Origin of the sequence: Salegentibacter sp. UBA1130, from assembly GCF_002311535.1 — a bacterium.
GTDB lineage: Bacteria > Bacteroidota > Bacteroidia > Flavobacteriales > Flavobacteriaceae > Salegentibacter > Salegentibacter agarivorans.
In genome coordinates this window covers 20,392-45,248 of sequence record NZ_DCAP01000004.1, presented here as the reverse complement: position 1 = coordinate 45,248, position 24,857 = coordinate 20,392, and the positions used below count along the sequence as shown (strand labels likewise).

Here is a 24,857-nt window from a genome sequence, read left to right as displayed (position 1 = left end):
TTTTATTGTAACACGAGTTCATAACCCATATTGAGTAGGAAAATTCCCAATAGGAAAAGCAGTACATAAATTGTCTGTACAAATTTGAAATTTAATACAGCAAGTTTGCGCGTAGTAGATTCAGGAAAAACAAAGAGGCCAAGACCTATAAAAAGGGAGGTCCAACCCAGGGCGGTTATTATAAACTTCCAACTTAGTTCCCAGATATTGTGAAATAAAATGTTGAGTAAACCTATAATTATAGCAGCAAAGGCAGCCAATATCACAAATTTTTGATCTTTTAAATCTTCAAAAATTTGTTTTATTCTTTTAGGGTTGAAGCTTAGTACAAAGAAGAAAATTAAAAGGTACCAACCCCAGAATTTAGCGAGAAATAAGGAAGTATCCATCTTTTACAGGCCTTGGTTATTCTCTCAAAGTTAACCTGTATAAAAAGATTTTAATATGATAAATATCAGCTGAATAACTAATAATTCATCTTATTTAAACTGTTAGACTTTTGTAAAAATTTAATAGGCTTTCAACAAGATCAATTAAATTCAGCTATTTTTATAATTATATGAAAGAACATTACTGGATCTTAGCGGGAATTGGTTTCACCACCCTTATCATGGCCTGGCTGCCTTCAATTTCAAAAAAAATAAAGGTTAGCGGTCCTATAATTTTACTACTCATTGGCTTTCTTTTAGTGGGATTAGGATTACCTATTGGATGGCCAGATCCCTTATGGGCAGATGAGGGACTCATGTATTTTTCTGAAATGATAGTGATTATTTCCCTAATGGGCGCTGGTTTAAAAATTGGAAATAATTATAGTTTTAAAGCCTGGAAAAGACCTTTGTTACTCGTATTTCTAACTATGCCCCTGTGTATGATTTCGGCATATTTCCTGGGACAAAATTTCCTATTTCTTAGTGTTCCTTCCTCTTTATTACTTGCGGCAGTACTTGCTCCTACCGATCCTGTTTTAGCCGCTGAAACTCAACTTGATGATCCCGAAAGAGAAAAAGAATATAAAGGCAAAATTAGATTTGCACTTACTGCAGAAGCCGGTTTAAACGACGGTCTCGCTTTTCCTTTCACTTATATGGCTGTATTGGTTGCACAAGCCGGAGGTTGGGCGGCTTTTGATTTTACCGATTGGATGCTAGATAAGTTCTTTCTAAAAATAATTATTGGCACTTTAATAGGTTTTGCAATAGGACAGGCTATTGGGTTTATACTGGACAGGGTACATAAATACACGGGTATAAAAACATTTGACGGTTTTCTTGCACTCTCTCTTACCCTTTTTAGTTATGGCGCAGCAGAGCTCCTGCATGGGTATGGTTTTCTTGCTGTTTTCTTTACCGGTTTAAGCCTAAGACATTTTGAAAAAGTTAGCGGAGATTACAAGACAAAAATGCACGATTTTGTTCACGAAATAGAACGCATTTTACTCGTGGTTTGGATTATTCTTTTTGGTGGCTCCATTATGAATGGAATGTTAAGCCTTACCGATTGGCGTGGAATTGTATTCGCTTTTGCTTTTGTTTTAATTATTAGGCCCCTGGCAGGAATTATAAGTATGACGGGGATTAGAGACAGTTTTAAGAATAAACTTGCCATTAGTTTCCTGGGAATTAAGGGAATTGGCTCCGTATTTTATCTCGCCTGGGCTTTCGTTGAATTTGAAGGTTTTGAACATAAAAATGAACTCTATTCTATTACCGCATATATTATTCTAATTTCTATAGTGGTTCACGGTTTTACTGCTCCTTCAATTATTGAATATTTTAAACGAAAAACAGAACAAAACAAAAACGAATCAGGTGAAACTCCCAAGGAATAACTGAAGTAAATACGGAGTAATAAGCGCGGTGATAATCCCATTTACACACATAGCCAACCCACTGTAAACCCCGGCGAGTTTGCTCTCTTCAAAGGCCCGGGCGGTGCCAATTCCGTGGGCAGCTGTACCTAAAGCAGTACCAATAGCAATTTTGCTTTTTATTCTTAATTTCTTCAGAATAAATGGTCCAAAAGCGTTTCCAAAAATTCCCACGGCAATTACAAGTCCGGCGGTAATCTCTGGAATTCCATTGGTAAGTTTGGTGATCTCAATAGCAATTGGCGTAGTAACCGATTTTGCCGCCAACGATTCAATTATAAAATCAGGGACTTTTAAAAGTAGAAGAAAAATGATTACAGTTAAAACTCCGCTTATTCCACCAACGGCTACCGAAAGCAAGAACACTTTTAAATTCTGTTTTACTTCTTCATATTTTTCATAAAAAAACACACCAAGCGCCACTACCGATGGTCCCAGGAAGAAACTAATAAATTTTCCGCCGCGATTATAATCTTCAAAATCAATATTGAAAATCAACAGAAAACAAATAATAAAAACAATGGCTACCAAAACTGGAGTCAGTAGCGCGTAATTAAATTTTTTCTGAAGTTTACGTGCACCCGCAAAAGCGATTAGACTTATAAAAACACCAAATATTGGTAATTGAAAAAATTCTTGCATTATTTCCCGAATTTTTCAATAATTATTGCTGAAATATAAAGAGTGATTACGGTGCTGGCAATTACAGCTACTGAAATGGGTAACCAGTAATCGGCGATAATCTCAAAATACACCATTAAGCCAACCCCATAAGGAATAAAGAATAACACCAGGTATTTTATAAGCTTATCTGAGGCCGGTTTCACATTCTGAAGCTTTATGATTTTTAACCGTAAAGCCAGGAAAATAAGAAACATTCCCAGGATATTGCCGGCGATTGGGATTTCAAAAAAATAGGTGATTAACTCACCTAAAAGTAAAAATCCAAAAATATAAGCTAAAGCTTTGAGCATCTCTGGTTTATTGATACATATCTTTCAGGTCGGCTTCGTGTAAGTCTACGAAGAATTCGCCAATCATATCGGTTGCTTTTTCAAAGAAAATCTTTCCTTTTTCAGCAGTTGCATCTTTAGGATTTCCTACCCCTGTATCTTCGGTAACTTGAGTCCATTCCCGTTGTGCACTCGCCCAACCTTCTTTTAAAGCTTTAATCTTAAAAGTTTTGGCGCTGCCGTCTCCCGCTTCTTCTAAAGGTAAGACTAACTCAGGCCGCAAATGCATAACAGCCGCGGTTTCCAATTCTCCGGCGTGATCACCAGGCTCTTCAAAATAAGGTTTTGCATCTGTAACCTGCCACCAGTTTACCGCACAGGCAAAGATATCTGGAAATTCAAGACTTAATTCCCTGATTAGTTGTTTAAAATTATTACCGCCGTGGGCGTTTAAAATCACCAGTTTATTGATATTATGTTTTTCTAAAACCTGCGCTACATCTTTTAAAATAGCGTATTGGGTACTGGGATTAAGATTCATACATAATTTCACATCCATTTGGCCGGTATTAACTCCAAACGGAATGGTAGGTAGAACTACGGCTTTTGCATTTTTTTCCCAGGCTTTGTGGGCTGAGTTTATTGCAGCTTCTTCGGCAAGAATATTATCGGTAGCATACGGCAGATGATAATTATGTGCTTCGGTAGCTCCCCAGGGCAAAACAGCTATGCTAAAATCTTCGTTTTTAATATGTTTCCAATTGGTTTCGGCCAAAACGTAAGGCCTTATCTTTCTTTCCATAAACTTAATTTCATTTAAAATTAATAATTCTAAGCGATTCTGTAAGATTTAAAGGGCAGAAATTAAAACCTATCTTTGATTAAAATTAAAATCGATGCTGGATTTTGTAATTGTTGGCGGTGCACAGGCCGGACTTTCAATGGCTTATTACCTTAATAAAATGGGTAAGGATTATGTTGTGGTAGATAAGGAAAAGGAAGTTGGTGCTTCCTGGTTAAACCGTTGGGATTCCCTTAAACTTTTTACACCTTCAGAATTTAACAAGCTTCCGGGAATGGAGTTCCCTGCCGAAAAAGGTTATTACCCAACAAAAAAAGATGTTGCTGAATATTTTAAAAATTATGTAGCCGAATTTGATATTAAAATTAGGTTAAATACATTAATAGAGCATATTTCGCAAAGAGAAGATTATTTTATTCTGAAGCATCAAAACGGCGAGATACATTGTAAAAATGTAGTGATTGCTACAGGGCCGTTTCATATTCCATACACGCCATCTTTTTCTAAGAAAATATCAACAGCTATTTTCCAGATTCATAGTAATTATTATAAAAATCCCGGTCAATTACAAGAAGGTCCAGCAATGGTTGTAGGGGCAGGAGATTCGGGATTTCAAATCTTAGATGAAATCTCTCAAACTAACAGAACCACTTATTTTTCTGGCGCCACCAACGTTCGAGTACTTCCACAAGAAATTTTAGGAAAAACATTATGGTGGTGGTTCACAAAAATTGGTTTTCTAAGTTTTAGCCGAAATACCTGGTTAGGGAAAAAGTTGAGTGAGTCTAAGCAACCTATTATTGGGACCGATGTAAAAGGTATTCTAAAACGAGAGAACGTTATTCCTGTTGGAAAAACAAAAGATGCAAAAGGCGAAATTATAATTACTAAAAATCGAAGAATCGAAGGGCTAAAAAATATCGTCTGGGCCACCGGTTACCGACCAAATTTCAGTTGGATAGAAGGCCTGGAACTCTCTAAAGACGGCTACCCAAAACATAATCGCGGTATTAGTAATATTAAAGGACTATACTTTATAGGTCTTCCCTGGCTGCATACACGAGGCTCGGCAACTTTAGGTGGAATTAAAAAAGACGCGCAATATCTTGCTAATTATATTGAAGCTGAAGAAAAAACGCAAGCCTAAGAAAACCTCGTGAGGTTTCTTCTTAAATATTTTAACTACAATTTTTGCCTAAACACAACAATTAAGCTTGATCCCATAAAATTTCGGCATAAAAAAATCCCTAAAAAAGATAAACTTTGGGTTTTGGGAATAAAAGGGGGCGCGAAGGGATTTGGATTCCTGACCCTCCCGATGTAAAATCGGGATGCTCTGAACTAACTGAGCTAACTTTCTGTAAAAATAAAAAAGATTTCCAAATTTTGGAAATCTTAAATTCTTGTGGGCGCGAAGGGATTCGAACCCCTGACCCCTTGGGTGTAAACCAAGTGCTCTGAACCAACTGAGCTACGCGCCCTAAATATCAATAAAACTAAAGCTTTCAATAAGCTAAAAAAAGGCTTCCTTTTATAGAAGCCTTTTTAATTCTGTGGGCGCGAAGGGATTCGAACCCCTGACCCCTTGGGTGTAAACCAAGTGCTCTGAACCAACTGAGCTACGCGCCCTATTCCTGAATGCGGATGCAAATATAGATTAGTTTTTAATCTACACCAAGAAAAATTTCAAAAAAATTAAATTATTTCTGCAACGGTAAAAGTGCTTCCTCCAACAAACACCAGATCTTCATCTAAGGCCGTTTCCAGCGCAGCTTCGTAGGCTTCTGAAACCGAATTAAATAAGCTTCCTTCCAGCCCAAATTTAGCAGCTTTTTGTTGCAATATTTCCGTTTCCAATCCTCTAGGAACATCAGGTTTTGAAAAATAATAAATCGCCGATGTAGGAAATAATGGAAGAATTTTATCCAAATCTTTATCGTTTACCACACCCAATACAATATGTAAGTGTTGAAACTTTTCTTTTTTAAGCTGTTTAAAAACCAGGCTTAAACCTTCGGTATTATGTGCAGTATCACAAATCACTTTTGGTTTTTCCTTTAATATATCCCAACGCCCCTGCAAGGAAGTATGCAATTTCACACTATTAAGTCCGTTTCTTAGACCATCTTCGGGAATTTCCCAGCCTTTTTTACGTAATACTTTTACCGCTCCCAGTACACTTTTTATATTCTTGTTTTGATAATCGCCCTTAAGATCAGTATGATATTTATCGAATTTTAAATCTTCAGCAAAATAAATTTCTGAGTGATGTTGCTTAGCCTTTTCAGTAAAAATATCTGTAGTTTCTTTTTGTTTTTCACCAATAACTACAGGAATATTATCTTTTATAATTCCGGCTTTTTCTGAAGCAATTTTGGCTAAGGTGTCTCCCAGGAACGCAGTATGATCTAAGCCTATATTAGTGATTACCGAGACTTCAGGAGTAATTATATTAGTAGAATCTAAACGACCACCCAGGCCTACTTCAATTACAGCAATATCTACCTTTTCCCTTGCAAAATGATCAAATGCCATCCCTACGGTCATTTCAAAAAAGGAAAGTTCATTTTCAGTTAAAAAATCTCTGTTCTCATTGATGAATCCAACAACATTTTTCTTCGGAATAAATTTTCCGTTTACCTTAATGCGCTCTCTAAAATCTTTTAAATGCGGAGATGTGTATAAACCCACTTTATAGCCAGATTCCTGTAAAACCGAAGCTAACATATGGCTTGTAGAACCTTTCCCGTTAGTTCCTGCAATATGAACCGATTGGAATTTTTGATGAGGATTACCTAAATGTTTGGCAAGTTTAATGGTGCGGGAAAGATCTTTCTTAAATGCCTGTGCTCCTACTCTTTGATACATAGGCAACTGCTGAAACATCCATTCAACAGTTTTGGTATATGCTTCCACTTATTCAGAAAGTTTGAAGTTATAAATAATTGTGCCCACCTGGCGCGAAGGTGCGTTGTTATCGCTATTAAAGCGAGTAGCCATTGCAGCTCTTCTTGCAGGATCTGTAAGACAGGACGCACTGTTAGTTGTCCCTTTTACACCCGGCGTGGCATTAATAACCTGCCCGTTTTGGTTAACTTCTATACGCACTACCACTATCCCGGATTCATTACAATCCTGTACAAATTTTTCTTTATTTATTGCCCGTCTTCCACCTAAGCGATAATTACCATCACCATCCAGGCCAGAGCCACTACCATAATAGGAACTCGCGTTAGGATCACCATCTGGATCGCCTTTATCGCCGGCCTTATTATCGTTACCTTCTCCACCACTTTCGGTTCCCGATCTTTCGGGATCGTTTAAAATACTACTCATAGCATCGGTAGTAGATTGGTCTGGTTTGGGTTCTGGCTTTTTAGCCGGTGGTTGTTCTACAGGCTTTTCCGGTTTCTTCTCAACTACTGGCTTTGGCTTTTGCTTTTCCTGAATTACCGGAGCTTCTTCAATTTGCTGTGTCACCACTTCTTCTTCCACAACCGGTTCTGGCTGCGTTTGAGTTTCAGGAACGGTAGTTTGCTGAGGAGCAGATTGTACCGGCTCGGTAGGTTGCTCTTCTCCTGAACCAACTTCAGAAGTTCCAAAATTTATAGCAATACCACTCTCTGGTGGGGGATCTAAATATTTAAAGCCTAACAGAAATAGCAATGCAATTAACAGCACGTGTAAGATAACCGTGATGGTAAAAGATTTTTTTTCGTGTTTGGTTTCTAACATGATTAGATTTATTCGGGTTTAACCGCCAGAACGATTTTATAACTATTTCGGTTTGCGATATCCATAACATTTACTGCCTTTTCTATTGGCACACCTTCTTCTGCTCTTAAAATAATGGTTGGCTTTTCTTCGCCTGCCAGTTTGGTTTTTAAAGTACTTTCTAATGCCGACTGTGAAATACGTTCATCGTCTACATAGAACTGAAGGTCTTTAGTGATGCTTACCGCTACATTTTGAACACTGGTTGTTTTTCCTTTAGCCTTTGGAAGTATTAGGTCTAAGGCTTCTGGAGTAATTACCGGCGAGGTGAGCATAAAAAAGATCAACAACAGGAATACAATATCTGTCATTGAGCTCATACTGAACTCGGGGCTTACTTTATTTCTTCCTCTTAAATTCATATTAAGCGGGCTCGTTTAACAGGTCAAGGAAATCTACTGCGGTAGCTTCCATTTGGTGTACAACTTTATCGGTTTTCACCACTAAGTGGTTATAACCTATATAAGCGATAATACCCACAATAAGTCCGGCAACGGTTGTGGTCATCGCGGTATAAATACCCTCAGCGAGTGCTCCCATTTGTGCCTGTCCACTACTTGTTGCCAATTCATGAAATGCAATTACCATACCTATAACTGTTCCAAGGAAACCAATCATTGGAGCTGCACCTGCAATAGTAGCCAAAATACTTACATTCTTCTCCAGTTTGTAAACTTCTAAGCGACCTGCATTTTCTATGGCGGTATTAATATCTTCTAACGGACTTCCAATTCGGGAAATTCCTTTTTCGGTTAACCTGGCCACTGGAGAATCACTTTGTGCACAGCGCATTTTAGCCGATTCTATATTTCCGTTTAAAACGTTATCCTTTATTTGAAGCATAAAATTTTTATCTACCTGGCTGGCCGACTTTATCGCAAACAGCCTCTCGAAGTAAATATAAACTGCCGCAAACAACAGGATAAAAAGAATAAGGATGATGATTTGGCCTCCAAGGCCTCCACTAAGCATTAAATCGAATAAAGACAGGGTTTTTTCTTCCACTACCGGTTCTGCCTCCTGGGCGGCTTCGGCAACGCCGTCCTGCTGAAAAAAGTATAGCATAGGTTTCTATTAGGGTTTTTAATGTAACGTGATAAACCAGATTTAATTGTAAATCAAATTTAGTAAAATAATCAGCAGTGCAAACCGCTTTGTCTCAAATGGCAGTTTTTTATTTTTTAAAGCGCATTTTAAATGATTTTATTCATAAAAAAATCCCGCTCAAAAGCGGGATCTTCAGAAATAATCTCAATCAACTAAAATTACAAGATTAATCAAAAACTTATACCAATTGCTTCAGCGCTACTTCAAAAGCTGTTTTGCTGATATTGGTTTTACTACTATTGTTATCGTAAGTATTCTGGATGGCATTTTTAATGGTCATAGAAGTATCATTAAAAATAGACTCATCTGTCATTTGTACTCTTCTTTCCATAAAATAAGCGAAAACTCTCGCCATTCCACAGTTTGCAATAAAATCAGGGATTAAGCTGACTTTCTCGTCGGTAGATTCCATAATCGAACCGAAGAAAATTTCTTTATCAGCAAAAGGAACGTTGGCTCCACTTGTAATTACCTCTAACTTTCTTTCTATCAAATTATTAATTTGATCCTGGGTAATTAATCGGGAAGCGGCACAAGGTGCAAAGATCTCCGCATCAAGCTCCCAAATCTTTTCATTAATTTCTTCAAAAGGAATTAAATTATCGTGTTTAATTGTATTCCCTTCCTTGTTAAGAAAAAGCTCTTTAATTTCTTCAAAAGTAAATCCGTCTTCGTTAATTAAACCGCCAACGCGATCTATTATTCCAACAATCCTAACACCCATTTGCGAAAGGTAATAAGCTGCGGCAGAACCAACATTTCCAAAGCCCTGAACAATTGCCTTTTTCTCGGTTACATCGCCACCATAAATATCGTAATAATGTTTAACCGATTCGGCTACGCCGTAACCGGTAATCATATCGGCAACCGTATATTTACGGGTAACATCTGGTGAAAATCGAGTGTTTTCTAAAACTTTAATAACTCCCTGGCGTAACTGGCCAATTCTATTAATTTTATCGGCTTCACTGGGTTTAAAGTGCCCGTTAAATACACCTTCTTGCGGGTGCCATACACCACAGTCTTCAGTAATAGGAATTACTTCATTTATTTCATCTACATTTAGATCGCCACCGGTACCATAGTAACTCTTCAACAATGGAGAAACCGCTTTATACCAACGCTCTAAAACGCCTTTTTTTCGAGGATCATTAGGATCGAAATTTATACCCGATTTAGCGCCACCAATTGGAGGTCCGGAAACGGTGAATTTCACTTCCATAGTTTTGGCTAGTGAAAGCACTTCATTTTGATCTAATCCTACACGCATTCTTGTACCTCCACCGGCAGCACCACCGCGTAGAGAATTTATTACCGCCCAACCTTCGGCTTCGGTTTCAGAATCTTTCCAGTTGAAAACGATTTCGGGTTCTTTATTTTCGTATAATTTTAATAATTCCTTCATTTATACTCTAATTTTTCGCAAATATATAAACTAAGTAGTATATTTTTAATTTTTCAGCAAAAAGTTTAGATCTCATAAATTACTCCGGAAGAATGGTCTTTTTTAGCCCCGGTGACCGATTTTAATACATTTACCTCATCCCGAAGCTTTAAAACGCCAAGCAGTCCAAAAATTAAAGCTTCTTTATAATTAATAATTTCATCTGAAGGAATCGTGAAATGACATTTAGACTCATTTTTTAAAAGCCTGATTAAAAAATTATTAAAAGTCCCACCGCCGGTCATAAAAACTTTTGAATTGGGATCGTTATCCAGGGTTTTTGCAATTTGCTTAGCCACGTGAACAGTATAAGTATGAAGAATATCCTGGAGGTTTTCTTCGTGTTTTTCCAAAACAGGGAAAACTTCAGACTTCACCCATTCTATTCCTAAGGATTTTGGTGGTTTTTGCGCATAAAATGCAAGCTTATTAAGCTTCTTAAGCAAGTCCTCATTCAAATTGCCAGCCGCCGCCAGTTTTCCACCTTCGTCAAATTCTTTTCCTAATTTTTGAGCGTAATAATTCAAAACGGTATTTACGGCACAAATATCATAAGCCAAACGTTCCCCACTTTTGTCGGTAGAAATATTTGCGAATCCGCCTAAATTCAAACAATATTTATAATCTGAAAAAAGCAATTGATCGCCAATTGGCACTAATGGAGCACCCTGCCCGCCAAACTCTACATCCTGAACTCTAAAATCGCAAATTACGGTTTGTCCAGATAGGTAAGCGATTTCTGGTAAATTCCCAATTTGCAAGGTGTAATTATTTTCAGGCTCATGTTTAATGGTATGCCCGTGGCTACAAACCGCATCAATATCTTTAATGTGATGATTTTCAATAAACCGGGAAATAATTCCGGCGAGAAAATTCGTGTATTTTTTGTTAAGCTCTTCTAAGCGTTCTTCAGAATAATTAATAGCGGCCGCTAAAGTTTCCTGCCAATTTAACGGGTAAGGAATGGTTTCAGCCTTCAAAATCTTATAACTCCAGGAGTTTTTAAGATCGAAATTCACATAGACCAAATCGATGCCATCTAAGGATGTCCCCGACATTACACCAATAACTTTATAATTTGCTTTTTTCATATTCGTAAAATTAATTAAACTAAATTGAAAATTACATACCAAAACTTTATCTTTGGCTACCAAAATTAGATTTTCCTAAATTAAAATAATAATATGGATTTCAAACTTACAGAAGAACATATAATGATTCGCGATGCCGCGCGTGATTTTGCCAAAAACGAATTATTGCCCGGTGTGATAGAGAGAGACGAGAAACAGGAGTTTCCCGCAGAGCAGGTGAAAAAGATGGGAGAGCTTGGTTTTCTTGGCATGATGGCTTCTCCAGAATTTGGCGGCGGCGGTATGGATACCATTTCATACATTCTTGCCATGGAAGAAATTTCGAAAATAGATGCTTCTGCTTCTGTAGTGATGTCGGTTAATAATTCTTTGGTTTGCTGGGGCCTTGATACCTACGGAAACCAGGAGCAAAAAGAAAAATATCTTTCTAAATTAACCACCGGCGAAAAACTTGGAGCCTTTTGTTTATCTGAACCCGAAGCCGGAAGTGACGCAACTTCACAACGAACTACAGCAATAGATAAAGGAGACCATTATTTATTGAACGGAACAAAAAACTGGATCACCAATGGAAATTCAGCCGACTATTATATTGTAATTGCACAAACCGATCGTGAGAAAAAACATAAAGGGATTAATGCTTTTATAGTAGAAAAAGGAGTTGAAGGTTTTGAAATTGGACCCAAAGAACAAAAAATGGGAATTCGCGGAAGCGATACGCATTCATTAAATTTTAATGATGTAAAAGTTCCAAAAGAGAATAGAATTGGCGAAGATGGATTCGGATTTAAATTCGCTATGAAAACACTTTCTGGTGGTAGAATTGGGATTGCAGCCCAGGCTTTAGGTATTGCTTCAGGCGCCTACGAGCTGGCTTTAGATTATTCTAAACAACGAAAAGCATTTGGTACCGAAATTTGTAATCACCAGGCAATTGCTTTTAAACTAGCCGATATGTATACTTCAATTGAAGCATCAAGACACCTTGTAATGAAGGCTGCCTGGGATAAAGACCAGGGCAATAATTACGACCTTACCGGTGCTATGGCCAAAGTTTATGCTTCAAAAACCGCAATGGATGTTTCTACTGAAGCTGTACAGGTACACGGCGGTAACGGCTATGTAAAAGAATACCACGTAGAGCGCTTAATGCGCGATGCAAAAATTACCCAGATATACGAAGGAACTTCAGAAATTCAAAAAATTGTAATTTCAAGGGCTATCCTTAAAGATTAATTTTCTTGTTAATTATTGAATTTAAGTCCGGTTTTTCTAAAATCGGACTTTTTTTATGGACTAAGACTACCTGCTATGTTTATAGAATCAATAATAGAAAAGGGGTCAAATTACATAATTATCATTTATAACAATTTTAATTGTTTTTACTGAATTTCTTCTTACTTTAAGTTAGAAACGCTTCATAATATTTATCTAATTAGGTAATTTTGAGACGATAACTTAAGGACGAAAAGGACATGAAATTAAAAAAACAGGGGCTCTATTCACCCGAATTTGAGCACGATAATTGTGGCGCAGGCTTTATATGTAATCTAAAAGGCAAACGAACTAATGATATAATTCATAAAGCCCTGGATATTCTTATTCGCCTGGAACACAGAGGTGCGGTAAGTGCCGATGGTAAAACAGGTGATGGCGCCGGTATTTTAATAGAAATTCCTCACGATTTTTTCAAAAAAACATGTGAATTCAAACTTCCTGATTTTAAAGAATATGCGGTAGGAATGGTTTTTCTTCCGCAATCTGAGAATCAACGAAAAATTTGCAGAGAGATTTTTGAAGAAGAGATTATTGGCCAGGGGCTTAATCTTATAGGCTGGCGGGAAGTACCCGTAAACAGAGCCTGCCTGGGAAGCATTGCTTCACTTTCTGAACCAAGTGTACAACAGGTTTTTATAGGAAAAGGAGACGATGTTTCAGAAGAAAGTTTTAATGCAAAACTTTTTGCTGCGAGAAAAATCGCTGAACATCGTATTGAAAAATCAGAACTTTCTGAATCAGAATATTTTTACCTGGCAAGTTTATCAACCAATACCATTATCTACAAAGGTTTGTTGATGCCACAGGATATTAACGTTTACTATCGCGATCTAAACGAACCAGATGTAGTTACCAAACTTGCTTTGGTTCATCAACGCTTCTCTACAAACACCTTCCCAACCTGGGATTTGGCACAACCTTTCCGATATATGTGTCATAATGGAGAAATAAATACGCTACGCGGAAATTTAAGCCGAATGAAAGCCAGGGAAGAGCTTTTTGAAAGCGAAAAATTTGGCGAAGATCTAAAAGAAGTTATTCCTATTGTTCCTGAAGGTAAATCAGATTCAGCTTCTATGGATATGGTGCTGGAATTATTATTACAAACAGGAAGATCTCTTCCAGAAGCAATAATGATGATGGTCCCTGAAGCCTGGGAGAAAAATCCGTCTATGCTTGATGAGAAAAAAGCATTTTACGAATACAACGCTTGTATTATGGAACCCTGGGATGGCCCGGCTTCCATTCCGTTTACCGATGGAAAATATATAGGAGCGTTATTAGACAGAAACGGATTACGCCCTTCAAGGTACACGCTTACTAAAGATGGTTACGTAATCATGTCTTCAGAAACCGGTGTTTTAGAGGTTAAACCCGAAAATGTTGAACTACACGGTAGGCTCGAACCCGGAAGAATGTTCCTTGTAGATATGCAGGAAGGCCGAATTATAGGCGATGAAGAAGTAAAACAAAAAATTATTTCTGAAAGACCTTATAGAAAATGGTTAGACGAAAATTTACTTAATCTTTCTGAAGTTCCTTATACCGGTAACAAAACCCCGGTAGAGAAAATAGATATTAACACCCGGCAAAAATTATTTGGTTATACCCAGGAAGACATCAAAACCATAATTAGCCCAATGGCGCTCCAGGGAAAAGAAGCTATTGGCTCTATGGGAGCCGATATTCCATTGGCGGTTCTTTCAGATAAATCACAGCTTTTATTTAATTATTTTAAGCAATTATTCGCCCAGGTAACCAACCCTCCTTTAGATGGAATAAGGGAAGAAATTGTCACCGATATTAGTTTAGCTATTGGGGAAGACCGAAATTTATTTGATATCATTCCTGAACAATCCAAGAAACTTAGGATCCAAAATCCTGTTATTTCCAACGAGGATTTAGATAAAATAAAATACATAGAACATCCAGATTTTAAAACCGCTTCAATTTCTATTTTATATGAGGCCAATAAAGGTCTTAACGGACTGGAAACACGACTGGATGAAATTATTTACGAAATAAACGATGCCGTAGATAAAGGTTGTAATGTAATTATACTTACTGATAGGAATGCCGATCCAAAACTGGCTCCTATTCCGTCACTTTTGGCTTGTTCTTTTGTGCATCACGGCGTGAAAAAACATAACCGAAGATCTTCCTTCGGAATTGTAATAGAATCGGCTGAGCCACGGGAACCGCATCATTTCGCGTTGTTATTTGGTTATGGTGCCAGCGCCATTAATCCGTATATGGTGAATGAAATTATTTACAGCCTGGTTGAAGAAAAAGAAATTGAAGTTGATGATCCTGAAGTTGCTGTAGAGAATTTTAATGTAGCCATTGGAAAAGGAATTGTGAAGATTATGAATAAGATTGGTATTTCTACCCTTCACTCCTACCGCGGCGCACAAATTTTCGAGATTCTTGGCTTAAACCAAAAATTTGTAGATAAGTATTTCACTAATACACCAACTCGAATCGAAGGAATTGGATTGTATGAAGTAGAAAAAGAAATTCAAAAACGTTTCGAAAATGCTTTTGCTCCAAAGAAAACAGATACCGATCTGGATCTGGAAATTGGAGGCGATTATCGCTGGAGAAGAACCGGTGAAAGGCACATGTTTAATCCCGCAAGTGTGGCTAAACTACAACAAGCGGTAAAACAAAACAGCACTAAAGCTTACGAAGAATATTCAAAATTAATCAACGACCAAAGCGAACGTTTAATGACGCTTCGCGGAATGTTTAAATTCCGTGACCTTAATCCGGTTCCTATTGAGGAGGTAGAACCATGGACAGAGATCGTAAAACGATTTAAAACCGGCGCGATGTCTTTTGGTTCTATTAGTAAAGAAGCGCACGAGAACCTTGCTATTGCGATGAATCGTATGCAGGGAAAAAGCAACTCGGGAGAAGGTGGTGAAGATCCGCAGCGTTTTCATAAAGATCTTGATGGCAACTGGAGAAATTCAGCTATAAAACAGGTTGCTTCAGGAAGATTTGGAGTTTCTATTAATTATTTGAGTAACGCTAAAGAAATTCAAATTAAGATGGCCCAGGGTGCAAAACCCGGGGAAGGCGGGCAATTACCGGGTCCAAAAGTAAACCCCGATATTGCAAAAACAAGAAATTCCACTCCTTATGTAGGATTAATTTCACCGCCGCCACACCACGATATTTATTCTATAGAGGATTTGGCGCAATTAATTTTTGACCTTAAAAATGCGAACCGCGAAGCCAGGATTAATGTAAAGCTGGTTTCTAAAGTTGGCGTGGGAACAATTGCCGCCGGTGTAGCAAAAGCAAAGGCAGATGTTGTTTTAATTTCAGGATTTGATGGTGGTACGGGAGCTTCTCCCCTCACCTCACTAAGACACGCAGGTTTACCCTGGGAACTTGGAATTGCCGAAGCTCAACAAACCCTGCTTATCAACAATCTTAGAAACAGGATTGTTGTAGAGTGTGATGGCCAGTTAAAAACCGGTCGTGATGTAGCGATTGCCGCATTGCTTGGTGCCGAGGAATTTGGTTTTTCTACCGCTCCCCTGGTAGCATCAGGTTGTATTATGATGCGTGCGTGCCATTTAAACACCTGCCCGGTGGGAATCGCAACGCAAGATCCTGAACTTAGAAAGAAATTTAAAGGTACCCCTGAAGATGTGATCAACTTTATGTATTTCATCGCTCAGGAATTAAGACAAATTATGGCCGATCTAGGTTTTAGAACTATAAATGAAATGGTAGGTCAAAGCCAAAAACTGGATATGAACCGTGCAATAGAACATTATAAAGCACAGGGATTAGATCTTTCTAATATTCTGTATAAGCCGAAAATAGATGAAGATATGCCGCTTTATAATACAGAAACCCAGGATCACAACCTGGAAAATGTATTGGATTTTGAAATATTAAATCAGGCGCATCCGGCTATTTACAGAAAGGAAAAAATGAGTCTTGATTTCCCAATTAGCAATATAAACCGAACCACCGGAGCTATTATAAGTAATGAAATTTCCAAAATTCACGGTGCAAAAGGATTACCCGATGGTACGCTTACATTGAATTTTACCGGTTCGGGAGGGCAAAGTTTTGGTGCTTTTGCTACCAATGGTTTAACGATGAATATCAATGGAAATTCTAACGATTATTTAGGTAAAGGTCTTTCGGGAGCAACTTTAAGTGTAAGAAAACCTAAAGAAGCATCTTTTAAATCTAATGAAAACGTAATTATTGGGAATGTTGCCCTTTACGGCGCTACAGATGGCGAAGCCTATATCAATGGAATGGGTGGAGAACGTTTCTGCGTAAGAAACTCAGGTGCCAAAGCGGTGATAGAAGGAATTGGAGATCACGGTTGTGAATATATGACCGGAGGTATAGCCGTTATTTTAGGAAAAATAGGAAGAAATTTCGCTGCTGGAATGAGCGGGGGAATCGCTTATATCTATAATGCCGATAATACTTTAGACAATCATAATTTCAATATGGAAATGATTGGATTAGAAGATCCTTCAGAAGAAAATAAAAAAGAATTAAAAGAACTTATTGAAAATCACTACCGCTACACCGAGAGCGATGTAGCAAAAGAAATCCTGGAAAACTGGGAAGAAAATGCCGGTAAGTTTATAAAAGTAATGCCTGCAGAATATAAAAAGGCTTTACAAAAAATGGAAGAAGAGAAAATGTTAAAAGAACAAGTAGAACTCAAAACAGCATAATTATGGGTAAGATAAGAGGTTTTATGGAATACGACCGCAAGGTGGAAGAGACAGAAGCTGTTGAAAATCGAGTTAAAGATTATAAAGAATTTACAAAAGAAATGTCTCCCGAAGAATTGGGAGACCAGGGAGCAAGGTGTATGGATTGCGGAATTCCGTTTTGCCACAGCGGTTGCCCGCTTGGAAACTTAATTCCAGATTTTAACCATGCAGTTTATAAAAACGACTGGAAAAAAGCACTTAGTATTTTACACGGCACCAATAATTTTCCAGAATTTACCGGGAGATTATGCCCGGCCCCTTGCGAATCGGCTTGCGTTTTGGGAATCACAGATCCGCCGGTGGCGATTGAACTTATTGAGAAATATATTGTTGAGCGAGGATTTAAAGAAGGCTGGGTAACCCCACAACCTCCAAAATCCAGAACAGGAAAAACAGCTGCAGTTGTTGGCTCGGGTCCTGCAGGTCTTGCAGCAGCACAACAACTTAATAGGGCCGGTCACGAGGTTACTGTTTTTGAACGCGACAAGAAAATTGGCGGACTTTTACGTTATGGAATTCCAGACTTTAAAATGGAAAAACACGTGATAGATCGCCGGGTAAATATTATGAAAAAAGAAGGAATCAAATTTGAAACCGGAGTTCATGTAGGTGAAAATTATGAAGCCGAAAAACTTAAAGAATTTGATGCCGTAGTACTATGTGGGGGCGCCACTAAACGCCGAAATCTTCCTATTGATGGAGCCGAAGGTGACGGTGTGATGCAGGCAATGGATTTCCTGAAAAATAACAACGAAGTTGTAGATGGCCTAAAAGAACAAACCGAAAAATTTTCCGCTGAAGGTAAAAATGTGATTGTTATTGGAGGTGGTGATACAGGATCAGATTGTGTTGGAACATCTAACCGTCACGGCGCAAAATCGGTAATTAATTTTGAAATTATGCCAATGCCGGCAGAACATAGAGACAGGGAAAATCCCTGGCCTTACTGGCCGTTTACGCTAAAAACTACTTCTTCTCACGAAGAAGGTGTTGAGCGAAACTGGAGCATTAATACCAAAGAATTTATTCGTGATAAAGAAGGAAATTTAAAAGCTTTAAAAACAGTAAATATAGAATGGGTAAAAGGTGAAAACGGAAGACCTCAGCTAAAAGAAGTAAAAGGATCTGAAAAAGAATGGCCTTGTGAACTGGTACTTTTAGCCTTAGGATTTACAGGTCCGGAAAAAACGTTAAGCGAACAATTAGGATTGGAACTTGATAGCAGAACAAATATTAAGGGAGACGAAGCTTATCAAACCAACATTCCTAATATTTTTACCGCCGGTGATATGCGACGCGGCCAATCTCTAATTGTATGGGCAATTTCTGAAGGTAGGGAAGCTGCCTACCACGTAGATAAATATTTAATGGGGAAATCCTTATTACCAAGAAAAGGAGAAGGTGATCTTCCCGCTGCTTAATTTGAATTTTGAATAAATTGTAGGTTAAAAGCGTCCGGATTTCGGGCGCTTTTATTTTTTTAAACGAGGCAGACGAAATTAAGAAATCCTGTTTCTGAAAATAAATTCAGGATGAATTAAAAAAATGCAACCTCACAGGTTTTAAAAATCTGTGAGGTTTCTTAATTAAAGTGTTTTTGCAACTTTATTCACCGCTTCAATTGTAGTGTCTAAATCTTCATAAGAAAGAGCATCACTTATAAACCAGGTTTCAAAAGCACTTGGCGCAATGTAAATTCCGTTTTCTAACATTCCGTGGAAAAATTTGTTGAAAATTCCATTTCCAGCTGAGTTAGCGGCAGTTTCAAAATCTACTACCGGTTCTTCCCCAAAATGAATAGAAATCATAGAACCTACACGGTTTATGGTATGTGCTACATTATTTTCTGAAAGTACTTTTTCTATTCCTTCGTGAAGATATGCGGTTTTCTTGTCTATACTTTTAAAAACACTTCGGTTATTATCCAATTCGGTTAACATCGCAAGTCCGGCGGCCATTGCTAATGGATTTCCGCTTAAAGTCCCCGCCTGGTAAACCGGGCCAACCGGGGCCAGATAATCCATAATTTCATTTCGGGCAGCAAAGGCGCCAACCGGCAAACCTCCCCCAATCACTTTTCCGAAGCAGGCAATATCAGCATTCACTCCCATTCGTTCCTGAACGCCGCCGGGAGCAAGTCTAAAACCGCTCATCACCTCATCAAAAACCAATAAAATACCGTGATCATCGCAAAGTTCACGTAAACCTTCAAGAAAACCTTCGTTTGGAGGAATACACCCCATATTTCCGGGAACGGGCTCAATAATTATGCAGGCAATTTCATCTTTATTGGCTTCAATTAAAGATTTTACATTTTCGAGGTCATTATATCTTGCAAGCAGGGTGTCTTTTGCTGTTCCCTGAGTAACTCCCGGACTGTTTGGCGTACCGAAAGTGATCGCACCACTACCGGCCTGGATTAGGAAAGAATCGCTATGCCCATGATAACAACCGGCAAATTTAATGATCTTATCTTTTCCGGTATAGCCACGTGCAAGTCTAACGGCACTCATGGTGGCCTCAGTACCCGAATTTACCATTCTAATTTTATCGATATTGGGAACCAGTTTTACCGCCAGTTCTGCGATTTTAGTTTCAATTTCAGTAGGTGTTCCAAAAGAAGTTCCTTTTTTGGCAATATCAATTACCGCATCTATTACCGGTTTGTGAGCGTGACCTAAAATCAGTGGCCCCCACGAATTTATATAGTCTATTAATTTATTTCCGTCTTCATCATATAAATAAGCTCCTTCGGCTCTTTTAATAAAAATGGGATCTCCACCCACTGCTTTAAATGCTCTTACCGGTGAGTTCACTCCGCCGGGAATTACTTTTTGTGCCGAAGCGAACAATTCGCTACTTCTTTTATAGATCATAAATTTTTATTCTACAGAGATAATCACCAACATTTGCCCTACGGAAATATTAGTGTCTCTTAAATTATTAAATCGCTGTAATTCTTCTACTGTGGTATTATGTTGCTTTGCAATTCTGTATAAAGTATCGCCCTTTTTAACCTTGTAAGTAACCGACTCTGGAGATTCGGGCGTATAGGTATAACTTGGAGATGGCCTTTTAAGTACATCTGCGTCAAATTGATAAAGCCTGTAACGTTCAATTAGACTAATTAATTTATCTGGGTAACGTCTATCGGTAGCATAACCTGCCTTTCTCAAACCTCTAGCCCAACCTTTATAATCGTCTTCATCTAATTCAAAAAGTTCTGCATAACGTTTTCTTTCTGTGAGAAAAAGTGAATGATCCCTGTAAGAATAACGAGCATCTTTATATTTTCTAAAACACTCACCGCGGGCATCATCGTCGTGATAAGCTCTAGCGCCTTTCCAGTCGTGACATTTAATTCCAAAATGATTATTTGCGCGCATAGTGAGATCTCCTTTACCACCACCAGATTCTAAAATTCCCTGGGCCAGAGTAATACTCGCAGGAATGTTGTAAAGCCGCATCTCTTCCATCGCTACCGCAGCAAAATCCCGAATATAATCCTCTACCGTATAAAGACGTGGATTTACCGGGGGCAACATAGGCTCTCCATCTAAAGGTTTTACCCGTTCTATTGCGGTATTTGAAGATTCAGTGAAAGTATTTTCCCTGTTAGAATCTTTCTTAGTGGTGACTACTTTTTTCTTGCTTCCGCAGGAAACCGCAAATGCGGCGAGAAAAATTAAAACAAAAAACCGGTTAATTCTCATATTAAAAAGTGATTAGAGGCAATTTTTTCTTTTTTAAAATCATATTCATTCCCTGGATTCCCTGTAAACCGCCGGTGTGAATGGCCATAATCTTACTTCCAGAAGGGAAATACCCGCCTTTTATAAGGTCAAAAATACCAAAAACTAGCTTTCCCGTATATACCGGATCTAATTGAATTTTGTATTTTTTTTTGAAATTATTAATAAAATTTATCAATTCCGAATCTACCTTAGCGTACCCCCCAAAATGATAGTCGGTTTTTAATTCCCAATTATTTTTAATACTGTATTTTTCAATTTCTTCGGAAAGAAAATCACCTTTCAAAGCCGGGAAACCTAAAACTTTCTGGTTTATATCTGAAGCGTTTATCAAGCCTGCAAGAGTCCCACCGGTACCTACTGAAGCTGCTATAAAATGAAATTTCTCGTCTTTCTCGTTTAAAATTTCCTGGCAACCTTTTACGGCCAAATCATTTGTTCCCCCTTCAGGCACAAGATAAAATTCACCAAATTCATTTTTTAACTTCTCCTGAAATTCCCTGGTGTCTTTTGCTCTATAATCACCCCTGGAAACAAATTTAAATTGCATTCCGCAAGATTTAGCAAACTTAAGTGTGGGATTTTGTGCTAAAGTATTTTCCAAATCTTTGCCTAATTCTTCTCCCCTAATAATTCCTATTGTTTTTAGATGGAAAAGTTGCCCGGCGGCGGCCGTTGCTGAGATATGGTTTGAAAAAGCTCCGCCAAAAGTGAGCAGTGTTTTTTGCTTTTGTTCAAGCGCTCTGGCAATATTATATTTTAATTTCCTAAATTTATTTCCTGAAACCTCAGGATGTAATAAATCTTCACGTTTTAAATAGAGCGAAATTTCATTAGGAAACTCAGCAACAAACTGATTTTCAGAAGATATTCCAGTAAAAATGTTTGAAGATTTCGGCATAAGCAAATATCCGAATTCTAAGACGAGCTACCTAAACAAACTTTAAAAATGCCCAGAATTTACGCTCCTCCAAATAATTCTCTTTCATTTCCTGGCTGTAAGCTTCGCGCTCAAAACTTATATTTTTATATGCCAGAAAGCGGTCTTTATAATAAAATAAACGCAGTAAATATTCGATTAAATACCAGATATAAAAAGGCAAAATAAGTAATTCTAACTGCTGTCTTAAATGAATTTTTTCGTGGTTAATAAAATTAAAATCATCTTTTAGCTCACTATTTTTAAGAATCACAAAAGGCCATAAACTCACGCCCTTAAATGATTTTCCTAGGAGATATTTGTTAACGATTAGAATCACGTGTGGAAGTTAAGAAATTGTATTTTTGCGATATGAGTTTTTTCAAAAAAAGAATTCCGTTAGAAGAAGGAGATTACTACACCACTCCTGAAGGTTATCGTTGTTTTACCGAGCAATATCACTTAAAGCGTGGCTATTGCTGCGAAAGTGGTTGCCGGCATTGCCCCTACGGATTTAATAAAAAAACCGGCAAGCAATCATAGTTCATTAATTTTTGTTAAACGGTATTTGATTGCAGAATCTCCCATTACTTTAGATTCATCCTTAAAAACCTGTAAAAGGTAATTTTGGCTTACTTTAAAATAGAGTTTTTGGCGTTCTCCTAAACTAATGGTATTCCCTTGCTTATCCCATTCAAATTTTCCGGTTTCCTGTAGGCTGTTATCACCTGCTCTGCCTTTAAATTCCTGAGAAAGTGTATAATCACGATTTTTCTCTATCTCAATAGATGTTTCAATTCCCTCGCAATCCTCACAAGGCAAAAACCCTTCATAAATACCGGCCCAATCCAGTGAATCCCGGGCACTAAAAACATCATTTGAAGGTGTTACTTCGCTTTTCTTTGAAATTTCAGTAGTTTCTAATTCCAATTCTTTGTTTTCATCTTTACAGGAAACAAGACAAACAAGAGCAAGAAGAATTATAATAGATTTCATAATTTATTTCTTTAAAAGAGCGCTAAATTTATAGAAAATGAAATTTAAAACTCTTTAATTTAACATTTCTTCCTATTATTGAAACCTATTGCAAACAGAAAATCAATGGACTTTAAAGCGAAAATACTACAGGGAATTCCCAGTGAACTTCCACCTAAAAAAGAATACGATACTTCGGTAAATCACGCTCCTAAACGAAAGGCTATTCTAAACGCCGAAGAAAAACAATTAGCACTTCAAAATGCCCTTCGTTATTTTGAAGAAAAACATCACCAGGAATTGCTACCTGAATTTAAGGACGAACTGGAAAAATACGGGAGAATTTATATGTATCGCCTGAAGCCGGACTATGATATGTATGCCCGAAATATTGAAGAATATCCCGGAAATAGCACACAGGCAAAAGGAATCATGCTCATGATTCAAAACAACCTGGATCCTAAAGTAGCGCAACATCCCGATGAATTGATTACTTACGGGGGCAACGGGGCGGTTTTTCAAAACTGGGCGCAATACCTGCTCACTATGCAATATTTAGCCGAAATGGAAAACGATCAGACTTTGGTGATGTATTCCGGACATCCTATGGGCTTATTCCCTTCTCATGAAAATGCCCCAAGAGTAGTAGTTACTAATGGAATGATGATCCCAAATTATTCGAAACCTGATGATTGGGAAAAATTTAATGCGCTGGGTGTAACGCAATACGGGCAAATGACGGCTGGAAGTTATATGTACATTGGCCCACAGGGAATTGTGCACGGTACCACGATCACAGTTTTAAATGCAGGCAGAAAAATATCAAGATCTAGAGAAGGTCTGGAAGGTAAATTATTTGTGACTTCCGGTCTTGGCGGGATGAGCGGCGCGCAACCAAAAGCCGGAAATATTGCAGGTTGTATTACCGTGTGTGCCGAGGTGAATCCAAAAGCTACAAAAACCCGCCATAGCCAGGGCTGGGTAGACGAAGTAATTTCTGATCTAGAAAAACTTGCTAAAAGAGTGCAGGAAGCCAAAGCTAATAAGGAAGTAGTTTCTATCGCTTTCCAGGGAAATATCGTAGATGTTTGGGAATATTTCGAGCAAGAAAATATTTATATCGATTTGGGAAGTGACCAGACTTCATTGCACAATCCCTGGGCCGGCGGTTATTACCCGGTAGGTTTAAGTTTAAAAGAAGCCAATACCATGATGGCCGAAGAACCTGAAAAATTTAAAGAAAAAGTACAGGAAAGTTTAAAAAGACAAACCGCGGCGATTAATAAACATACCGCTAAGGGCACCTATTTCTTTGATTACGGAAATGCTTTCTTATTAGAAGCTTCCCGGGCCGGAGCCGATATTTTAGCTGAAAACGGCAAAGATTTTAAATATCCGAGCTACGTGCAGGATATTATGGGGCCTATGTGTTTTGATTACGGTTTTGGGCCTTTCAGATGGGTTTGTGCTTCCGGAAAAGAAGAAGATTTGGATAAAACCGATAAGATCGCGACTCAGGTTTTAGAAGAACTCAAAAAGAGTTCACCAGAGGAAATTCAGCAGCAAATGGCTGATAATATTCAGTGGATAAAGGGCGCAAGAGAAAACAAACTGGTAGTAGGATCTAAAGCCAGGATTCTCTATGCCGATGCCGAAGGACGAATGAAGATTGCCAAAGCTTTCAATGATGCTATTGGAAATGGAGAAATAGGAACGGTTATTTTAGGACGTGATCATCACGACGTTTCCGGAACAGATTCTCCATACCGGGAAACTTCAAATATTTACGATGGATCCCAGTTCACAGCCGATATGGCGATACAAAATGTAATTGGAGATAGCTTTAGAGGCGCCACCTGGGTAAGTATTCATAACGGCGGCGGAGTTGGCTGGGGCGAGGTGATTAATGGTGGATTTGGTATGATTCTTGAAGGAAATAAAGCATCGGAGGAGCGACTAAAGTCTATGCTTTTCTGGGATGTTAATAATGGAATTGCCCGCCGAAGCTGGGCCCGAAACAAAGAAGCGCTCTTCGCTGCAAAAAGGGCTATGCAAATGGAACCAAAACTAAAAGTAACTATCCCAAACCTGGTAGATCCGGCTCTTTTTGACACTAACACCTAAAATAA

Annotated in this window: 22 protein-coding genes and 2 tRNA genes; 7 read left to right on the top strand and 17 right to left on the bottom strand. The window is 38.1% G+C overall.

All coding sequences use genetic code 11. The features are described from left to right. Positions 1-2: 2 nt before the first annotated feature. On the bottom strand, positions 3-389 hold the full coding sequence (locus B4F31_RS00990) for a hypothetical protein (protein ID WP_075325914.1): 387 nt from the start codon (positions 387-389) through the stop codon (positions 3-5). 170 nt (positions 390-559) lie between these two features. Here B4F31_RS00990 and B4F31_RS00985 point away from each other — a divergent pair, with 170 nt between their 5' ends. Then, positions 560-1,831, top strand: a complete 1,272-nt coding sequence (locus B4F31_RS00985; RefSeq protein ID WP_286760370.1) for a cation:proton antiporter — start codon at positions 560-562, stop codon at positions 1,829-1,831. On the opposite strand, the gene B4F31_RS00980 is transcribed toward B4F31_RS00985, so the two are convergent. From B4F31_RS00980 to B4F31_RS00970, 3 genes are read right to left on the bottom strand one after another with little or no spacing between them, the layout of a single operon-like run. Next, positions 1,808-2,512: an LrgB family protein gene (locus B4F31_RS00980; RefSeq protein ID WP_286760369.1), complete on the bottom strand. Its 705-nt coding sequence runs from the start codon at positions 2,510-2,512 to the stop codon at positions 1,808-1,810. The genes B4F31_RS00985 and B4F31_RS00980 overlap by 24 nt on opposite strands. Then, the gene (locus B4F31_RS00975; RefSeq protein WP_075325911.1) at positions 2,512-2,844 is read right to left on the bottom strand and encodes a CidA/LrgA family protein; all 333 of its coding nucleotides are present in this window, start codon (positions 2,842-2,844) and stop codon (positions 2,512-2,514) included. The genes B4F31_RS00980 and B4F31_RS00975 overlap by 1 nt, the downstream gene beginning before the upstream one ends. A 7-nt stretch (positions 2,845-2,851) precedes the next feature. Then, the gene (locus B4F31_RS00970; RefSeq protein ID WP_286760368.1) at positions 2,852-3,625 is read right to left on the bottom strand and encodes a creatininase family protein; all 774 of its coding nucleotides are present in this window, start codon (positions 3,623-3,625) and stop codon (positions 2,852-2,854) included. Positions 3,626-3,719: 94 nt separating this feature from the next. Between B4F31_RS00970 and B4F31_RS00965 the strand changes: the two genes are divergently transcribed. Beyond that, positions 3,720-4,772, top strand: a complete 1,053-nt coding sequence (locus tag B4F31_RS00965) for a flavin-containing monooxygenase (protein ID WP_093303914.1) — start codon at positions 3,720-3,722, stop codon at positions 4,770-4,772. A 259-nt stretch (positions 4,773-5,031) separates the two neighbouring features. Here B4F31_RS00965 and B4F31_RS00960 read toward each other — a convergent pair. From B4F31_RS00960 to B4F31_RS00925, 8 genes are all read right to left on the bottom strand, one after another. After that, positions 5,032-5,106 (bottom strand) — tRNA-Val (locus B4F31_RS00960). A 73-nt stretch (positions 5,107-5,179) separates the two neighbouring features. After that, positions 5,180-5,254 (bottom strand) — tRNA-Val (locus B4F31_RS00955). A 66-nt stretch (positions 5,255-5,320) separates the two neighbouring features. Beyond that, the gene (locus B4F31_RS00950) at positions 5,321-6,541 is read right to left on the bottom strand and encodes a bifunctional folylpolyglutamate synthase/dihydrofolate synthase (protein WP_286760367.1); all 1,221 of its coding nucleotides are present in this window, start codon (positions 6,539-6,541) and stop codon (positions 5,321-5,323) included. Then, the gene (locus B4F31_RS00945) at positions 6,542-7,360 is read right to left on the bottom strand and encodes an energy transducer TonB (RefSeq protein WP_286760366.1); all 819 of its coding nucleotides are present in this window, start codon (positions 7,358-7,360) and stop codon (positions 6,542-6,544) included. Between the two features lie 8 nt (positions 7,361-7,368). Further along, entirely contained in the window at positions 7,369-7,761 is a 393-nt protein-coding gene (locus B4F31_RS00940; protein ID WP_075325907.1) for an ExbD/TolR family protein, read from the bottom strand. A 1-nt stretch (position 7,762) separates the two neighbouring features. Then, positions 7,763-8,464, bottom strand: coding sequence for a MotA/TolQ/ExbB proton channel family protein (locus tag B4F31_RS00935; protein WP_057482149.1), 702 nt, complete (start codon positions 8,462-8,464; stop codon positions 7,763-7,765). Positions 8,465-8,684: 220 nt separating this feature from the next. Beyond that, positions 8,685-9,911, bottom strand: coding sequence for a Glu/Leu/Phe/Val dehydrogenase dimerization domain-containing protein (locus B4F31_RS00930; RefSeq protein WP_286760365.1), 1,227 nt, complete (start codon positions 9,909-9,911; stop codon positions 8,685-8,687). Between the two features lie 65 nt (positions 9,912-9,976). After that, a complete protein-coding gene (locus B4F31_RS00925) occupies positions 9,977-11,041 on the bottom strand; it encodes an anhydro-N-acetylmuramic acid kinase (RefSeq protein WP_286760364.1) in 1,065 nt (354 codons plus the stop codon). Positions 11,042-11,134: 93 nt separating this feature from the next. Here B4F31_RS00925 and B4F31_RS00920 point away from each other — a divergent pair, with 93 nt between their 5' ends. From B4F31_RS00920 to B4F31_RS00910, 3 genes are all read left to right on the top strand, one after another. Then, positions 11,135-12,277, top strand: a complete 1,143-nt coding sequence (locus B4F31_RS00920; protein ID WP_075325904.1) for an acyl-CoA dehydrogenase — start codon at positions 11,135-11,137, stop codon at positions 12,275-12,277. Between the two features lie 239 nt (positions 12,278-12,516). Continuing rightward, positions 12,517-17,040, top strand: coding sequence for a glutamate synthase large subunit (gene gltB, locus B4F31_RS00915; RefSeq protein ID WP_286760363.1), 4,524 nt, complete (start codon positions 12,517-12,519; stop codon positions 17,038-17,040). Between the two features lie 2 nt (positions 17,041-17,042). After that, positions 17,043-18,503 carry a glutamate synthase subunit beta gene (locus B4F31_RS00910; RefSeq protein WP_286760362.1) on the top strand — a complete coding sequence of 487 codons (1,461 nt, stop codon included), beginning with the start codon at positions 17,043-17,045 and terminating at the stop codon, positions 18,501-18,503. A gap of 165 nt (positions 18,504-18,668) precedes the next feature. On the opposite strand, the gene hemL is transcribed toward B4F31_RS00910, so the two are convergent. Genes hemL through B4F31_RS00890 form a run of 4 tightly spaced genes read right to left on the bottom strand, consistent with a single transcriptional unit; the run spans position 18,669 to position 22,045 of the window. Next, positions 18,669-19,958 (bottom strand): glutamate-1-semialdehyde 2,1-aminomutase, encoded by a 1,290-nt coding sequence (gene hemL, locus B4F31_RS00905; RefSeq protein WP_286760361.1) that lies wholly within the window; start codon positions 19,956-19,958, stop codon positions 18,669-18,671. Between the two features lie 6 nt (positions 19,959-19,964). After that, positions 19,965-20,795 (bottom strand): glucosaminidase domain-containing protein, encoded by an 831-nt coding sequence (locus B4F31_RS00900; protein WP_075325900.1) that lies wholly within the window; start codon positions 20,793-20,795, stop codon positions 19,965-19,967. Position 20,796: 1 nt separating this feature from the next. Further along, a complete protein-coding gene (locus B4F31_RS00895) occupies positions 20,797-21,735 on the bottom strand; it encodes a 1-aminocyclopropane-1-carboxylate deaminase/D-cysteine desulfhydrase (protein WP_075325899.1) in 939 nt (312 codons plus the stop codon). A 31-nt stretch (positions 21,736-21,766) separates the two neighbouring features. Continuing rightward, the gene (locus B4F31_RS00890; RefSeq protein ID WP_349675909.1) at positions 21,767-22,045 is read right to left on the bottom strand and encodes a hypothetical protein; all 279 of its coding nucleotides are present in this window, start codon (positions 22,043-22,045) and stop codon (positions 21,767-21,769) included. 80 nt (positions 22,046-22,125) lie between these two features. Between B4F31_RS00890 and B4F31_RS00885 the strand changes: the two genes are divergently transcribed. After that, the gene (locus tag B4F31_RS00885) at positions 22,126-22,296 is read left to right on the top strand and encodes a DUF5522 domain-containing protein (RefSeq protein WP_177195671.1); all 171 of its coding nucleotides are present in this window, start codon (positions 22,126-22,128) and stop codon (positions 22,294-22,296) included. Here B4F31_RS00885 and B4F31_RS00880 read toward each other — a convergent pair. Then, positions 22,291-22,749 (bottom strand): copper resistance protein NlpE, encoded by a 459-nt coding sequence (locus B4F31_RS00880; protein WP_093303925.1) that lies wholly within the window; start codon positions 22,747-22,749, stop codon positions 22,291-22,293. The two genes, B4F31_RS00885 and B4F31_RS00880, sit on opposite strands and share 6 nt — an antisense overlap. Before the next feature lie 105 nt (positions 22,750-22,854). Between B4F31_RS00880 and B4F31_RS00875 the strand changes: the two genes are divergently transcribed. Beyond that, positions 22,855-24,852: a urocanate hydratase gene (locus B4F31_RS00875; RefSeq protein ID WP_286760360.1), complete on the top strand. Its 1,998-nt coding sequence runs from the start codon at positions 22,855-22,857 to the stop codon at positions 24,850-24,852. The last annotated feature ends 5 nt before the right edge of the window (positions 24,853-24,857 follow it).

Coding starts and splice junctions, on each gene's coding strand:
- B4F31_RS00920 (WP_075325904.1), top strand. CDS start 11,135: ATGGATTTCAAACTTACAGAAGAACATATAATGATTCGCGATGCCGCG.
- B4F31_RS00945 (WP_286760366.1), bottom strand. CDS start 7,360: ATGTTAGAAACCAAACACGAAAAAAAATCTTTTACCATCACGGTTATC.
- B4F31_RS00980 (WP_286760369.1), bottom strand. CDS start 2,512: ATGCAAGAATTTTTTCAATTACCAATATTTGGTGTTTTTATAAGTCTA.
- B4F31_RS00970 (WP_286760368.1), bottom strand. CDS start 3,625: ATGGAAAGAAAGATAAGGCCTTACGTTTTGGCCGAAACCAATTGGAAA.
- B4F31_RS00910 (WP_286760362.1), top strand. CDS start 17,043: ATGGGTAAGATAAGAGGTTTTATGGAATACGACCGCAAGGTGGAAGAG.
- B4F31_RS00985 (WP_286760370.1), top strand. CDS start 560: ATGAAAGAACATTACTGGATCTTAGCGGGAATTGGTTTCACCACCCTT.
- B4F31_RS00965 (WP_093303914.1), top strand. CDS start 3,720: ATGCTGGATTTTGTAATTGTTGGCGGTGCACAGGCCGGACTTTCAATG.
- B4F31_RS00925 (WP_286760364.1), bottom strand. CDS start 11,041: ATGAAAAAAGCAAATTATAAAGTTATTGGTGTAATGTCGGGGACATCC.
- B4F31_RS00935 (WP_057482149.1), bottom strand. CDS start 8,464: ATGCTATACTTTTTTCAGCAGGACGGCGTTGCCGAAGCCGCCCAGGAG.
- B4F31_RS00990 (WP_075325914.1), bottom strand. CDS start 389: ATGGATACTTCCTTATTTCTCGCTAAATTCTGGGGTTGGTACCTTTTA.
- B4F31_RS00975 (WP_075325911.1), bottom strand. CDS start 2,844: ATGCTCAAAGCTTTAGCTTATATTTTTGGATTTTTACTTTTAGGTGAG.
- B4F31_RS00880 (WP_093303925.1), bottom strand. CDS start 22,749: ATGAAATCTATTATAATTCTTCTTGCTCTTGTTTGTCTTGTTTCCTGT.
- B4F31_RS00895 (WP_075325899.1), bottom strand. CDS start 21,735: ATGCCGAAATCTTCAAACATTTTTACTGGAATATCTTCTGAAAATCAG.
- B4F31_RS00885 (WP_177195671.1), top strand. CDS start 22,126: ATGAGTTTTTTCAAAAAAAGAATTCCGTTAGAAGAAGGAGATTACTAC.
- gltB (WP_286760363.1), top strand. CDS start 12,517: ATGAAATTAAAAAAACAGGGGCTCTATTCACCCGAATTTGAGCACGAT.
- B4F31_RS00900 (WP_075325900.1), bottom strand. CDS start 20,795: ATGAGAATTAACCGGTTTTTTGTTTTAATTTTTCTCGCCGCATTTGCG.
- B4F31_RS00875 (WP_286760360.1), top strand. CDS start 22,855: ATGGACTTTAAAGCGAAAATACTACAGGGAATTCCCAGTGAACTTCCA.
- B4F31_RS00930 (WP_286760365.1), bottom strand. CDS start 9,911: ATGAAGGAATTATTAAAATTATACGAAAATAAAGAACCCGAAATCGTT.
- hemL (WP_286760361.1), bottom strand. CDS start 19,958: ATGATCTATAAAAGAAGTAGCGAATTGTTCGCTTCGGCACAAAAAGTA.
- B4F31_RS00940 (WP_075325907.1), bottom strand. CDS start 7,761: ATGAATTTAAGAGGAAGAAATAAAGTAAGCCCCGAGTTCAGTATGAGC.